The following is a 14229-nucleotide window of genomic DNA, read 5'->3' as shown; positions in this document are numbered from 1 at the left end:
GGTTCCCGGCCCGGCGCGGACTACCCTCGGGGACGGGTCGCGGGAGTGCGGGCCGGAACGCGCCCCCCTCTGGACTAAATACCCCCAGGGGGTATGGTGGTGGTCGTAGGCAGCAGATGCCCTGGGCCCCGCAACCGGCCCAGCCCCAGCGCGTCCCGGGAGGTCCCCATGTCCAGCACCGTCACCTACACCGTCAGCGGGATGAGCTGCGGCCACTGCGAGAAGGCGATCAACGGCGAGGTCTCCGCCCTGCCCGGCGTCACCGCGGTCGCCGCCGACTCCCAGGCCGGCACCGTCACCGTGACCGCCGAGCCCGCCCCCAGCGACGAGCAGATCGCCGCCGCGGTGGACGAGGCCGGCTACGAACTGGTCGGCCGGGCCTCCTGACCCGCCCGCGGGGGCGGCCCGCGCCGCCCCCGCCCCACCGCACCGCGCCACATCGCGCCGCACCGAGCAGCACCCGAACGGACCGGACGAGCTGATGAGCACCACCACCGACCCCGCCGCCGCGCCCCGCGACCGCGTCGAGCTGTCCATCGGCGGCATGACCTGCGCGTCCTGCGCCGCCCGGATCGAGAAGAAGCTCAACCGGATCGACGGCGTCGAGGCCAGCGTCAACTACGCGACCGAGAAGGCCCGGGTGGACTTCGGCCCCGGCACCAGCGTCGCCGACCTGATCGCCACCGTGGAGCGCACCGGCTACACCGCCGAACTCCCGCCCCCGCCCGCCGCGCCCGAGACCCCCGCGGAACCCGCCCGGGAACCCGACCCGCTGCGCGACCGGCTGCTGGTCAGCGCCGTGCTCAGCCTCCCCGTGGTGCTGCTCTCGATGGTCCCGGCCCTGCAGTTCGACAACTGGCAGTGGCTGGCCTTCGCCCTCACCGGCCCGGTCCTGGTGTACGGCGGCCGGCCGTTCCACCAGGCCGCCTGGACCAACGCCAGGCACGGCGCGGCGACCATGGACACCCTGGTCTCGCTCGGCACCCTGGCCGCCTTCGGCTGGTCGGTGTGGGCCCTGTTCTGGGGCGACGCCGGGATGCCCGGCATGCGGCACTCCTTCTCCCTCACCGTCGGCAGCACCGACGCCTCCTCCGCGCTCTACCTGGAGACCGCGGCCGCCGTCACCACCCTGATCCTGCTCGGCCGGGACCGGTTCGTGGTGCGGCCCGGCGAGAAGGTCGCCACCGACGGCACGGTGGTCGAGGGCAGCTCCGCGGTGGACGCCTCGATGCTGACCGGCGAGTCCGTCCCGGTGGAGGTCGCCGTCGGCGACGCCGTCACCGGCGCGACCGTCAACGCGGGCGGCCGCCTGGTCGTCGAGGCGACCCGGGTCGGCGCGGACACCCGACTGGCCCGGATGGCCGAGCTGGTGGAGGACGCGCAGAACGGCAAGGCCGCCGCGCAGCGCCTGGCCGACCGGATCTCCGCCGTGTTCGTGCCCGCCGTCATCCTGATCGCCCTCGCCACCCTGGTCGGCCGGCTGCTGGCCTCCGACAGCCCCACCGAGGCGTTCACCGCGGCCGTCGCGGTGCTGATCATCGCCTGCCCGTGCGCCCTCGGCCTGGCCACCCCGACCGCGCTGCTGGTCGGCACCGGACGCGGCGCCCAGCTCGGCATCCTGATCAAGGGCCCCGAAGTCCTGGAGAACACCCGCAAGGTCGACACCATCGTGCTCGACAAGACCGGCACCGTCACCACCGGCCGGATGGCGCTGGCCGCCGTCCACACCGCCGAGGGCACCACCGAGGACGAGGCGCTGCGCCTGGCCGGCGCCCTGGAGCACGCCTCCGAGCACCCGATCGCGCAGGCCGTGGCCACCGCCGCCCAGGAGCGGTTCGGCGAGCTGCCCGCCGTCACGGACTTCGAGAACCTCCCCGGCCACGGCGTCCGGGGCACCGTCGACGGGCACGCCGTGCTGGCCGGCCGCACCGCCCTGCTCGGCGCCCCGCTGCCGCCCGCCCTCGCCGCCGCCCGCTCCGCCGCCGAACGCGCCGGACGCACGGCCGTCGCCGTCGCCTGGGACGGCGCGCCGCGGGCCGTGCTGGAGGTCGCCGACGCGGTGAAGCCGACCAGCGCCGAGGCGATCGCCGAACTGCGCGCCCTGGGCCTGCGGCCCGTCCTGCTGACCGGTGACAACCGGGCGGTCGCCGAGACGGTGGCCGCCGAGGTCGGCATCCCGGCCGAGGACGTGATCGCCGAGGTCCTCCCCGAGGACAAGGTCGCCACCGTCCGACGCCTCCAGGCCGAGGGCCGCACCGTGGCCGTGGTCGGCGACGGCGTCAACGACGCGGCCGCCCTCGCCCAGGCCGACCTGGGCCTGGCGATCGGCACCGGCACCGACGCCGCCATCGAGGCCGCCGACCTCACCCTCGTCCGCGGCGACCTGCGCTCGGCCGCCGACGCGATCCGGCTCTCCCGGCGCACCCTGGCCACCATCAAGGGCAACCTGTTCTGGGCCTTCGCCTACAACGTCGCCGCGATCCCGCTGGCCGCGGCGGGCCTGCTCAACCCGGTGATCGCGGGCGCCGCGATGGCCTGCTCCTCACTGTTCGTGGTCGGCAACAGCCTGCGGCTGCGAAACTTCCACGCCACTCGCTGACCGGGCGGCCGTCAGCGGCCCAGCATCTCCCCGCCGTTGCAGTGCAGGATCTCCCCGGTGATGAACCCCGCCTCCGCCGAGGCCAGGAAGTACACGGTCGCGGCGACCTCGCCGACCTCGCCGATCCGCCCGAGCAGCGTGCGCGCCGAGCGCCGGGCCACCTCGGCCTCGTCCAGCCGCGGCCCGAAGAACTCGGTGCCCGCGACGGTGCCCGGGGCGACGATGTTGGCGGTGATCCCGGACGGGCCGAGCTGGGCGGCCAGGAAGTGGTTCCAGGCGTGCAGGGACGCCTTCGCGGCCCCGTAGGAGCCCGCGCCGCGCAGCGCGGCGATCGAGGAGACGGTGACCACCCGGCCGGAGCCGGGGGTGAGCCGGTCGCGGACCGACTCGGTGAGCAGCACCGCGGTCAGCACGTTGCGCTCGAAGTCGCCGCGCCAGCGGGCCAGCACCGCGTGCGGGCCGGCGCCGAGCACGGTCTCCCGGCTGCCCGCGTTGTTGACCAGCACGTCGATCCGGGCGGGCAGCGCGTCCAGCGCGGCCTCCACCGCGTCCGGGTCGGCGAGGTCGCACATCAGCGGGGTGACGTTCGATCCGAGTTCCTGCGCGGCCTGGTCGAGGACCCCGGGCCGGCGGCCGACGATCACCACCCGCTCCCCGGCCGCGGCGAAGCGCCGGGCCACCTCCAGCCCGATGCCGGTGCCCCCACCGGTGACGACGACGTTCCTGGCCATTGCGCACTCCCTCCCTGACCGTCCGCCGCGCCGCGCATCGCAGGCGGTCCGTACCGGATTGCCACGATTCCTATCACGCTGGGTTGCGAGGCCAGCGGGGTGGGTGACGCCGCGCGCCGACCGTGCGGTGTGATATGCGGGCGGCCGTCCGGTGCGCGGGCGCACACGGAGAGTGGAGAGAGACAACTCACACCCCCCTGGCGTAACTCTGCGCCCCCTGGTACGTCTTACCTTTTGTAGAGCGGGGCTCCGGCGGGCCCCGGACGGGCTGTCGATTCGTCGACCGCCCTCGCGCACGGCACCGGGCCGGTCCCGGGCCCCCGGGGACGCTTTGAGCGGCCGTTCCCGACCGGGGCCGGCCCGGGCGCCGTGCGCCCCAGCACGGCGAACACGCGAAGGGGCCCGGCCCCGCCCCCTGTACGGGAGGGCGGGACCGGGCCCCTTCGGCGTCGCGGCCGACGGCTCAGCGCGCGTCGAGCGGCACGTAGTCGCGGATCTCCACGCCGGTGTAGATCTGCCGCGGGCGGCCGATCCGGCTGGTCGGGTCCTTGATCATCTCGTGCCAGTGGGCGATCCAGCCGGGGAGCCGGCCGATCGCGAACAGCACGGTGAACATGCTGGTCGGGAAGCCCATCGCGCGGTAGATCAGGCCCGTGTAGAAGTCCACGTTCGGGTAGAGCTTGCGCGAGACGAAGAAGTCGTCCTTGAGCGCGTGCTCCTCCAGCTTGAGCGCGATGTCCAGCAGCTCGTCGGACTGGCCGAGCTGCGCCAGCACCTCGTGGGCGAGCACCTTGACCTGCGCGGCGCGCGGGTCGAACGCCTTGTAGACGCGGTGGCCGAAGCCCATCAGCTTGACGCCGTCCTCGCGGTTCTTCACCTTGCGGATGAACGCGTCGACGTCGCCGCCGTCCTTCTGGATCTGCTCCAGCATCTCCAGCACGGCCTGGTTGGCGCCGCCGTGCAGCGGGCCCCACAGCGCCGAGATGCCCGCCGAGATCGAGGCGAACAGGTTGGCGTGCGAGGAGCCGACCAGGCGCACCGTCGAGGTCGAGCAGTTCTGCTCGTGGTCCGCGTGCAGGATGAGCAGCTTGTCCAGGGCGTTGACCACCACCGGGTTCAGCTCGTAGTCCTCGGCCGGGACGGCGAAGGTCATCCGCAGGAAGTTCTCGACGTAGCCGAGGTCGTTGCGCGGGTAGACGAAGGGCTGGCCCATCGCCTTCTTGTACGCGTACGCCGCGATGGTCGGCAGCTTCGCCAGCAGGCGGACCGTCGACAGGTTGCGCTGCGCCTCGTCGAACGGGTTGTGGCTCTCCGGGTAGAACGTGGAGAGCGCGCCGACCACCGAGGAGAGCATCGCCATCGGGTGCGCGTCCCGGGGGAAGCCCTGGAAGAAGCGCTTGACGTCCTCGTGCAGCAGGGTGTGCTGGGTGATCTCGTTGCTGAACGCGGCGAGCTCGCCCTGGTTCGGCAGCTCACCGTTGATCAGCAGGTAAGCGGTCTCGATGAAGTTGGCCTCCGAGGCCAACTGCTCGATCGGGTAGCCGCGGTAGCGCAGGATGCCGGCGTCACCATCGATGAAGGTGATCGCGGACTTGTTGGCGGCGGTGTTGCCGAAACCGTTGTCCAGGGTGACCAGGCCGGTCTGCGGGAGCAGCTTCGAGATGTCGAAGCCGGAGTTGCCCGCAGTGCTCTCGACGACGGGGTACTCGTACTCGCCGTCCTGGTACCGCAGTACTACCGATTTGTCGCTCACGTCTTCCTCACCGACGAAATTGATCCTCATCCGACTGCCCTGACTGTCCCAACGATCCCCCACCCGAAGGACGGCCGCGCACCCGGGGGTGACCCCGGGAAGGACCGGGGCCTACAAACTCCGCTGCCGCCACCGGTGTGAACCGGACAAGATCGGCGGCGGCACCGGACCAGGTTCCGCCCTAAATCTCTTCACGTCAAGACAACCTCTGAACGTACCGTACCCCCTCGAACTCAGCCCGCAGCCAATCTGTGGTCCAGCGCGGAGTGCCGCCGACCGGCGCTCACCGCCCGCACCGCCTGCCCGATGGCCTTGCGCGAACCGACCAGCACCACCAGCTTCCTGGCCCGTGTCACCGCGGTGTACAACAGGTTCCGCTGGAGCATCGTCCACGCCGACGTCGTGACGGGAATCACCACCGCCGGGTACTCGCTGCCCTGCGAACGGTGGATCGTCACCGCGTACGCGTGCGCCAGCTCGTCCAGTTCGTCGAAGTCGTACGGCACCTCCTCGTCCTCCTCGGTCATCACCGTCAGCCGCTGGTCGTCCACGCTCAGTGCCGTCACGACGCCCACTGTGCCGTTGAAGACACCGCTGCGCCCCTTGTCATAGTTGTTCCGGATCTGGGTGACCTTGTCGCCGACCCGGAACGTCCGCCCGCCGAACCGGCGCTCGGGCAGGCCCTCGCGGGCCGGGGTGACGGCCGACTGGAGCAGCGTGTTCAGCGCGCCCGCGCCCGCCGGGCCGCGGTGCATCGGCGCCAGCACCTGGACGTCCCGGCGCGGGTCCAGGCCGAAGCGCTGCGGGATCCGGCGGGCCACCACGTCCACCGTCAGGCCGGCCGCGCGCTCCGCGTCGTCCTCGACGAACAGGAAGAAGTCCGGCAGGCCCTCGGTCAGCGGCGGCAGGCCCTCGTTGATCCGGTGCGCGTTCACCACCACGCCGGACTGCTGGGCCTGCCGGAAGATCCTGGTCAGCCGCACCGACGGGACGGGGCCGCCGGCCGCCAGCATGTCCCGCAGCACCTCGCCCGCACCCACCGACGGCAGCTGGTCGACGTCCCCCACGAACAGCAGGTGCGCGCCCGGCGCGACCGCCTTGACCAGCTTGTTCGCCAGGATCAGGTCCAGCATCGACGCCTCGTCGACCACCACCAGGTCCGCGTCCAGCGGCCGGTCCCGGTCGTACGCGGCGTCCCCGCCCGGCTTCAGCTCCAGCAGCCGGTGCACCGTCGACGCCTCCGCGCCCGCCAGCTCCGCCAGCCGCTTCGCCGCCCGCCCGGTCGGCGCCGCCAGCACCACCTTCGCCTTCTTCGCCAGCGCCAGCTGCACGATCGACCTCACCGTGAACGACTTGCCGCAGCCCGGGCCGCCGGTCAGCACCGCGACCTTCTCGGTCAGCGCCAGGCGCACCGACTGCTCCTGCTCCGGGGCGAGTTCGGCCCCCGTCCGCTGCGCCAGCCAGCCCAGCGCGGCCGGCCAGTCCACGCTCCGGAACCACGGCATCCGGTCCTCGTCCGCGCGCAGCAGCCGCAGCAGCTGGTTGGCCAGCGAGACCTCCGCCCGGTGGAACGGCACCAGGTACACCGCTGTCACCTCCTGCCCCTCGGCCCCCGGCAGCCGCTCGCGCACCACCCCCTCCGCCGCGACCAGCTCCGCCAGGCAGTCGATCACCAGCCCCACGTCCACCTGCAGCAGCTTCACGCCGTCCGCGATCAGCCGCTCCTCCGGCAGGTAGCAGTGCCCCTGGTCGGTCGACTGCGACAGCGCGTACTGCAGGCCCGCCTTCACCCGCTCCGGCGAGTCGTGCGGGATGCCCACCGCCTGCGCGATCCGGTCCGCCGTCAGGAACCCGATGCCCCACACGTCCGACGCCAGGCGGTACGGCTGGTTCTTCACCACCCCGATCGAGCCGTCCCCGTACTGCTTGTAGATCCGCACCGCCAGCGAGGTCGACACCTGGACGCCCTGCAGGAAGACCATCACCTCCTTGATGGACTTCTGCTCCTCCCACGCCTTCGCGATCATCTTCGTCCGCTTCGGCCCCAGGCCCGGCACCTCGATCAGCCGCTTCGGCTCGTTCTCGATCACCTCCAGGGTCTCCACCCCGAAGCGCTCCACGATCCGCTCCGCGAACCTCGGCCCGATCCCCTTGATCAGCCCCGAGCCCAGGTACCGCTGGATGCCCTGCACCGTGGCCGGCAGCACCGTCGTGTAGTTCTCCACCGTGAACTGCCGCCCGTACTGCGGGTGCGACCCCCACCGCCCGAACAGCCGCAGGCTCTCCCCCACCTGCGCGCCCAGCAGCGCCCCCACCACCGTCAGCAGGTCGTTCGCCCCCCGCCCGGTGTCCACCCGCGCGACCGTGTACCCCGTCTCCTCGTTGGCGTACGTGATCCGCTCCAGAACCCCCTCCACCTGAGCCAGCTGCACCGGACACCTCACCCGCGATCAGGAACACGCCACCGCGAAAGGTACTCCGCCCCACCGACACCCGGCCCCGGCCGGTCGCCCCGCCGGGGCTGCGCGGCCGAGCACGACGGGGCCGCGCGCCGCCCGCGCGCGCCCCCGTCGCACCACCAGGCCGCCGCCCCGCTACTGCGCGCCCTCGCCCAGTCGGAGGACCTGCGGGACCCGCCGCCGCCCCGTCACCCCTTCCAGTGCCGCCGCGCACGGCACCAGCACCAGCAGCCCGACCGCCGCCAGCGCGATGCCCGCCCAGTCCGGGGCGAAGGGCGGCGCGCCCGGACCGGCCGTGAAGGCCCGCAGTTCGAGGGCCGGACCGAGCAGCCACGGCAGCGCCAGACCGAGCAGCGTGCCGCCGACCACCGCCGCCGCCATCACCGGCAGCAACTGGACGAGCCGGACGCCCGCCGCGGCCCGCCCGCCGAGCCCCAACGTCCGCAGGTGGGCCAGCATCCGGCCGCGCTCCGCCGAACTCAGCAGCAGCTCCAGCACCACCGCGACCAGCCCCAGCAGCAGCCCGATCGCCGCCGACGCCCGGAACGCCGTCTCCAGCGCGGACACCAGCCCGTCCCCCGCCGAATCCCTCAACTGCCCGTCCAGCAGCCGGATCTCGACCGCCGCGCCACGGCCCACCGCACCGCCCGCGGCCCCGCCGCCCCCCGCACCCGCGGCCGCCGCCGACCCGGCGACCACCGCCCGCAGCCGGGCCGCGTCGATCCGCGCCGCGCCCGCCGCCGACCCCGGCCGCCCCGGGTCGGCGAACAGCACCGCCGCGGTGCGCTGCCCGTTCTGCCGCGGCAGCCGCTCCGCCCCCGGTCCGCCGAACACCAGCAGCCCGCCCGCGGTCCCGACGTCCCCGACCACCGGGCCGATCGCCCGGTCCGCGGCCGCGCCGTCCGGCAGCACGCCGACGATCCGCACCCGGAACCGGCTCGCCCCCGCGTCCGCGTCGAACGAGCCGTCCGGGAACCGGGCCGCCGTCACCGGGTCGGCCAGCGCCGGGAGTTCCGCGCCCTCGCCGAGCGGCTCGGCCAGCTCCGGGGACGCCGCCAGCGCCGCCGCCAGCGCCGACCCCGGCTCGTACCGGGCCAGCGCCGCCGGGTCCACCCCGGCCAGGCCGACGCCCTTCACCGCCGTCCCGTCGTCGTCCGAGGTCAACGAGGCCAGCCCGCCGCGCACCTGCAGCACCCCCGCCACCCCCGGCACCCGGCCCAACTCCTCCACCGGCAGCGGACGTTGCGCCGGACCCAGGACCACCGCGTCACCGCCCGTACGCCACTGCGCGGCCGCCACCCGGCCCTCCCGGACGGTGCCCGACACCAGCGCGCCGAACACCGCGCAGGCCAACGCCGGCACCAGCACCAGCAGCGCCGTCGCCGCCGCCCCCGACCGCCGCCCGGCCTGCGCCAGCCCCACCAGCGCCACCGCACCCCGCCGGCGCCGCGCCCACCGCGACACCAACCGCAGCGGCACCGGGTACACCCGCAGCACCACGACCACCGCCGCCAGGCCCAACACCACCGGCACCAGAGCCAGTTGAGGATCCGTCTCGGCCCCCGCCGGCGCCGCTCCGCGCAACCGCAACTGCAGCACCCCCGCCCCGGCCAGCACCAGTACCGCCCCCTCCGCCACCAGCCGCGCGGACAGGCCCAGCGCCCGCCGCAGACCCCGCCGGCGCACCGGCTCCCGGCCCGCCCGGCGCACCGCCCGGCCCTGCCACCACACCGCCACCGCCGGCGCGCACGCCACCAGCACCACCGCCGTCACCGCCGGCCACCACGCCCCCAACGGACGCCCGTCGGCCCACCGCACCGACACCGCCCAACCCGCCAGCAGGCCCACCAGGGCCGCCGGAACGGCCTCCAGCAGCCGAACGGCGGCCAGTGCGGGCTCACCCGCACCCCGCGCCCGCTGCAGCGCCAGCGCCGCCTCCCTGCGCCGCGCCCCCAGCCGGGCCGCGGCCACCGCCGTGGACACCCCGATCGCCAGCAGCCCCGCCAGCGCGAACGACTGCAGCGCCACCGTCCGGGCCCGCTGCGCCACGAACGCGTCCACCAGCACCGACAGCTGCTGGGTCAGCCGCGGCGGCGCCACCGTCCGCGTCCCGACCGGGCAGGGGAACCGGTCCGAGATCAGCCCGCCGCACACCGCGACCGCCGCCGTGTTCCCGAACTCCCGCGCCTGCCGGGACAGTTCCCGCGCCCCGGCCGACGTACCGCCCGTCCCCCAGGGCTGCTCCGCCGCCCAGAACACCCAGGCCGCGTCCAGCGTCCGCGCCCCGCGCGACTCCATCGCCTCCAGCCCCGCCGGGGACACCATCGCCTGCCCGTACCGGACGTACTGGCTCGCCTGCACCTGCGTGTCCATCGGCGAGTTCAGCAGCGGCAGCTCCCGCCACAGGTCGTCCGAACCCTCCAGCGGCTCGAACTCGCCGACCACCACCGCCCCGGTGAACCGGGCGTCCCCGGACAGCTGCACCCGCTGGCCGACCTTCAGCCCGAACTGCTCCAACGACGCCGCGGACAGGCCCAGTTCGATCGGCGCCCGCTCCGGATCGGCCGGCAGCCCCGGCGCCCGCCCGGCCACCCAGCGCACCCGGCTCGCCGCGTCCTGCGCGTACACCAGCGACATCACCCCGGCGTTGCCGTGCGGCTCGGGCACCCCGTCGCCCGACAGCTCCATGCCGTCGGCCTGCACCCACCCCGACACCCGGACCAGCGCCCCCGCCAACTCCCCGGACGCACCCTGCCGCATCTTCTCGCCGACCTTGACCAGATCGGTGTCCAGCGTCCCGAACTGCGGCGGCAACGGCCCGCCCCGCCCGTCCACCGGCGCGTTCAGCGACGCCCGCGACACCAGCAGCGGCCCGCCCACCTGCGCCGCGTCCAACCGGCGCGCCAACTCCCTGGTCGCCAACCGGTCGAACACCGGCGGCCACAGCAGCGCCGCGACCGTCAGCACCGCCGCCAGCACCGCCAGCACGGCCGACACCGGCCAGCCCGTCCGGGCCTCCCGCACCGCCGCCCGCCAGCCGCCGAAACCGCCCGGCCGCCATCCGCCCAACCCGGTCATCCGCTCTCCCCCGCCCGAAGCTCACGCGCCAGATCGACCCGCGCCAACATCCGCGACAGCACCAGCACCACCGAACCGGCCCCCAGGCCGGTCGCCAGCACCACCGCCGCCGTCCATCCCCAACCCACCGTCAACTCCAGGGACGGGAACACCGCCCGCCCCCCGCCGTCGACCATGATCAACGGCAGCACCACCGCCGCCAGCACGATGCCCAGCACCCCGCCCAGCAGCACCGCGAACCCCACCACCACCGACTGCTCCAACCGCAGCACCCCGGCCAACTGCCGCCGCCGCACCCCCAGCGCCCGCAGCACCGCGAACTCCCGCCGCCTGGACCGCGCCGACCCCACCGCGTGCACCGTGAACCCGGCCACCGCGAACACCGGCGACAACACCAGCGACAGCACCAGCGCACTGCGCCGCCCGCTCCGGAACGGGTCACCGGCCAGCGCCGCCGCAGCCGCCCGGGCACTCTCCACCCGCCCCAACCGGGGATCCGCCGCCACCGCGCGCTCCGCCCGCACCGCACCGTCCTTCGACGCCGCCGCCAACAGCCACGCCTCGTCCGCCACCGGCCCCAGCCCCAGCACCGCCCGGGCCGCCGACAGCGCCCGCACGTCCACCAGCGCCTGCGGCTCGTCCCGGCCCGCACCACCCGGCAGGTCCGCCAGCTCCCCGACGATCCGCAACCCGAACCGGTCCTCCTCCCCCGACATCACCCGGACCTCCTGGCCCACCCCGTACCCGGTCTCCCGCAGGAACGCCGCGTTCACCACCGCCGGCACCACCCCGCCCTTGCCCGCCGCCTTCTGCACCCCACCCGGCGGCAACAGCGCGAACGACACCGTGTCCGCACCCGAACTCAGCACGAACGACTCCGCCTCGGGCCCGTCCGGCACCCCGATACCCGGATCGACACCGCGCACCACCGCCGACAACAACCCGCCCGCCGGCTGCGACACCTCGCACACCCCCGCCCTCAGCACCTTCGACGACTGCCCCGCGTCCGAACGCCCCGGACACCCCAGCCCCGTGGCCCCGGCCACCCCCCGGGTGACGTCCGTCCACCGCACCCCCTCCGGCAGCGCCGCCCCCGTGATCCCCGACACCGCCAGCGTCAGCGTCGGCCGCCGGAAATCCCGCACCGGCGTGCTCCGCAACGACAACCCCGTCACCTGCACCGGGTAGTGCAACGCCCCCGACCCCAACGGCAGCGACACCGCCCGCGACACCCCGTCCGGCGTCAACCGGGCCCAGGCCGTCGACACCAACCCGCTCGCGTCCTCCACCTGGACCTGCAGCCACACCGGACCGGTCCGCTCCACCGACGCCACCGACACCTGTACCTCCACCGCCGACGGCCGGCCCTCCAGCACCATCCCGTGCACCGGCACCGCCGCCCCCAACTGACCCAACTGCCCTTCCAGCGAACCCCGTTCGAGATCCGAACGGACCGCCGGCACCGCATGCACCCACGCCCCCGACGCCATCCGCTCCGACGTCGCCACCGGCCGCACCGCCGCCGTGTCCACCCCCAGCACCGTGGCCCGCGACCCCCGCACCTCACCCTGCTCCGACACCAACGGCGTCACCGCTGCCACCCCCGGCAGCCCCGCCAACGCCCCGTACCGCGCCCCCGACGGCAACTCGCCCCCCGTCACCCGCAGATCCGCCCCCACCGCGAACGCCGCCCGGTCCCGATCACTCGGCGCCTCGCCCGCGATCACCGTGGTGGTCAACGCCCCCACCGCCAACGCCAACGCCATCAACAGCACCGGAGCACCCTGCCCCGCACGCCCCCGGCTCACCTGCCACCCGCTCAACGGAGCCACCAGCCCCCGCCCGCGCCGCGCCAACGCCTCCAACGCCCGCCCCAACGGCGGCAACAACCGCAACAACAGCAACGCCGCCGCCACCGTCATCACCACCGGCGCCGCCACCAGCACCGGATCGAACCCGACCGCACTCGACGCCGGACTCAACAACCCCTGGTACTGCCGCAGTTGCAGGTACGCCAACACCGCCACCGCGGCCAGCACCAGATCCGCCCCCGCCCGCTGCGCCACCGCCCGCCGGGCACTGCGCGGCGGCGCCTCCCGCTCGCCGCCGTCCGCCGTCCACACCACCGGCAGCAGCGCCGCACACCCGTGCAGCACCAACGCCGTCCCCGCCACCGCCCACGACGCCCCACCGGCCGCCGCAGCCGCCGCACCCTCCACCGGCAACCCCAACCGCTCCAACACCCGCAACAGCGGCCCCGCCGCCCACACCCCCAGCACCGCCGCCGGCACCGTGCACAGCGCCCACTCCACCGCGGCCGCCCCCACCAACCGGGCCCGACCCGACCCGCGCGCCAACTGCAACAGCAGCTCGGCCCGCCGGAAATCCGCCAGTTGACGCGCCGTCAGCACCATCGTCACCGCCGACAGCACACCCAGCATCGTCACCGGCACCAACATCCCCGACCGCGCCACCATCATCGGCGACCGCAACTCGTCCAACGCCACCGGAAGATCACTGAACGCCCGCAGCGCACCCACCGACGGCTCCGCCCCGCGGAACACCGCCTTGGCCGCGTCCCCGCCGGTCAGCCGCTCCACCCGGCTCCGCAACGCCGCCAACCCGTCGACCCGCCACCGCCCCGGATCCGGCAACGCCGTCCACTGCACGTCCAACTCACCACGCAGCGCCGGATTCGCCCGCAACAACTCGCGCGAAGCCAGCGCCACCCCCTCCGCCCCCTTCAACGAGGACGACACCGCCCACGCCCGCCACAGCGGCTCCGACCCCGGCACCTGCCGGTACACCCCGCTGACCGTCACCGGCAGCACCCCGCTCGCCCGCACCAACGGCACCGTCCCGCCCGCCGAGACCCCCACCTGCCGCGCCACCGCCTCCGACAGCGCCACCTGCCCCGCCCCGGCCGGCCAGGCCCCCTGCGTCAACTCCGCGAACCGCTGCGGATCCGCCACCGCCAACGGCGTCACCGACAACCCCGTCGACGCCCCCGCTCCCGCTCCCGCTCCCGACGTCGGCAACGTCAACGGGATCGACGTGTGCAGCACCTCCTCCACCTGCGCCGTCGTCCCCGGCAACGCCCGCCGCAACGCCGCCCGCACCTGGGCGTCCGCCTTCTCGTCCGCCCCGTCCGCGTACCGCCCCGACACCGAGAGCGACAGCCGCGGATCCCCCGCCAACCGCTGCCGCATCCCCTCCGTCACCGAACTCCCCGTCAACGCCGTCAGCGCCGCCAGCACCGCCACGGCCAACAACACCGTCACCGCCGCAGCCCCCAGCACGACCCCGTGCTGCCCGGCCCGCCGCACGCCAACGGGTGATCCCCGCCCCGCCGTTCCCATGTCTCCCCCGCAGCCCTTCCGTCGCCATCCGATGGTCTGGACCAATCCTGATGACGGGCAGTCTGCCGCCTACCCCCCGGTCAAACAACCGCCCCACGATCACGGACCGGACTCGTTCGACCACCCACCTCCCGGCCGGCCGCCTCTCCGGGAACGCGAAAAAGCCCCCTGACTTCCCGTCAGGGGGCTTTCCCACAATGATTGTTCGGCGGCGTCCTACTCTCCCACAGGGTCCCCCCTGCAGTACCAT

10 protein-coding genes are annotated in these 14229 nt (G+C 74.6%); 5 read left to right on the top strand and 5 right to left on the bottom strand.

All coding sequences use genetic code 11. The features are described from left to right. Window positions 1-168: 168 nt before the first annotated feature. Together IH44_RS0131745 and IH44_RS0131740 are read left to right on the top strand one after the other, a co-directional pair. Window positions 169-387 carry a heavy-metal-associated domain-containing protein gene (locus tag IH44_RS0131745; RefSeq protein WP_030463245.1) on the top strand — a complete coding sequence of 73 codons (219 nt, stop codon included), beginning with the start codon at window positions 169-171 and terminating at the stop codon, window positions 385-387. A 94-nt stretch (window positions 388-481) separates the two neighbouring features. Then, window positions 482-2599, top strand: a complete 2118-nt coding sequence (locus IH44_RS0131740) for a cation-translocating P-type ATPase (RefSeq protein WP_030463244.1) — start codon at window positions 482-484, stop codon at window positions 2597-2599. Window positions 2600-2610: 11 nt separating this feature from the next. On the opposite strand, the gene IH44_RS0131735 is transcribed toward IH44_RS0131740, so the two are convergent. The 5 genes from IH44_RS0131735 to IH44_RS49540 form a co-directional block, all read right to left on the bottom strand. Continuing rightward, window positions 2611-3330: an SDR family NAD(P)-dependent oxidoreductase gene (locus IH44_RS0131735; RefSeq protein WP_030463243.1), complete on the bottom strand. Its 720-nt coding sequence runs from the start codon at window positions 3328-3330 to the stop codon at window positions 2611-2613. 463 nt (window positions 3331-3793) lie between these two features. Beyond that, a complete protein-coding gene (locus IH44_RS0131730) occupies window positions 3794-5083 on the bottom strand; it encodes a citrate synthase (RefSeq protein ID WP_030463242.1) in 1290 nt (429 codons plus the stop codon). Between the two features lie 233 nt (window positions 5084-5316). Next, the gene (locus IH44_RS0131725; RefSeq protein WP_030463241.1) at window positions 5317-7515 is read right to left on the bottom strand and encodes an ATP-dependent RecD-like DNA helicase; all 2199 of its coding nucleotides are present in this window, start codon (window positions 7513-7515) and stop codon (window positions 5317-5319) included. A 162-nt stretch (window positions 7516-7677) separates the two neighbouring features. Beyond that, entirely contained in the window at window positions 7678-10620 is a 2943-nt protein-coding gene (locus tag IH44_RS46840) for a hypothetical protein (RefSeq protein WP_030463240.1), read from the bottom strand. Then, on the bottom strand, window positions 10617-11489 hold the full coding sequence (locus IH44_RS49540; protein WP_157852525.1) for an ABC transporter permease: 873 nt from the start codon (window positions 11487-11489) through the stop codon (window positions 10617-10619). The genes IH44_RS46840 and IH44_RS49540 overlap by 4 nt, the downstream gene beginning before the upstream one ends. On the opposite strand from IH44_RS49540, the gene IH44_RS46830 reads away from it, so the two are divergent. From IH44_RS46830 to IH44_RS46820, 3 genes are all read left to right on the top strand, one after another. Beyond that, window positions 11467-11808, top strand: coding sequence for a hypothetical protein (locus IH44_RS46830; protein ID WP_157852524.1), 342 nt, complete (start codon window positions 11467-11469; stop codon window positions 11806-11808). The genes IH44_RS49540 and IH44_RS46830 overlap by 23 nt on opposite strands. A gap of 336 nt (window positions 11809-12144) precedes the next feature. Next, window positions 12145-13017 carry a hypothetical protein gene (locus IH44_RS46825; protein WP_157852523.1) on the top strand — a complete coding sequence of 291 codons (873 nt, stop codon included), beginning with the start codon at window positions 12145-12147 and terminating at the stop codon, window positions 13015-13017. Between the two features lie 171 nt (window positions 13018-13188). Beyond that, window positions 13189-14151: a hypothetical protein gene (locus IH44_RS46820; protein ID WP_157852522.1), complete on the top strand. Its 963-nt coding sequence runs from the start codon at window positions 13189-13191 to the stop codon at window positions 14149-14151. Window positions 14152-14229: the final 78 nt, after the last annotated feature.

Origin of the sequence: Kitasatospora sp. NRRL B-11411, assembly GCF_000721345.1 — a bacterium.
In the GTDB taxonomy this organism is placed as follows: Bacteria; Actinomycetota; Actinomycetes; order Streptomycetales; family Streptomycetaceae; genus Kitasatospora; species Kitasatospora cineracea.
The sequence above is the reverse complement of the archived record's forward strand: the minus strand, read 5'-3'. Positions and strand labels throughout refer to the sequence as shown.

Bases quoted from the DNA above. Each gene is read 5' to 3' on its own strand.
- IH44_RS46840 (WP_030463240.1), bottom strand. From the start codon at position 10,620: ATGACCGGGTTGGGCGGATGGCGGCCGGGCGGTTTCGGCGGCTGGCGG.
- IH44_RS0131740 (WP_030463244.1), top strand. From the start codon at position 482: ATGAGCACCACCACCGACCCCGCCGCCGCGCCCCGCGACCGCGTCGAG.
- IH44_RS0131745 (WP_030463245.1), top strand. From the start codon at position 169: ATGTCCAGCACCGTCACCTACACCGTCAGCGGGATGAGCTGCGGCCAC.
- IH44_RS0131735 (WP_030463243.1), bottom strand. From the start codon at position 3,330: ATGGCCAGGAACGTCGTCGTCACCGGTGGGGGCACCGGCATCGGGCTG.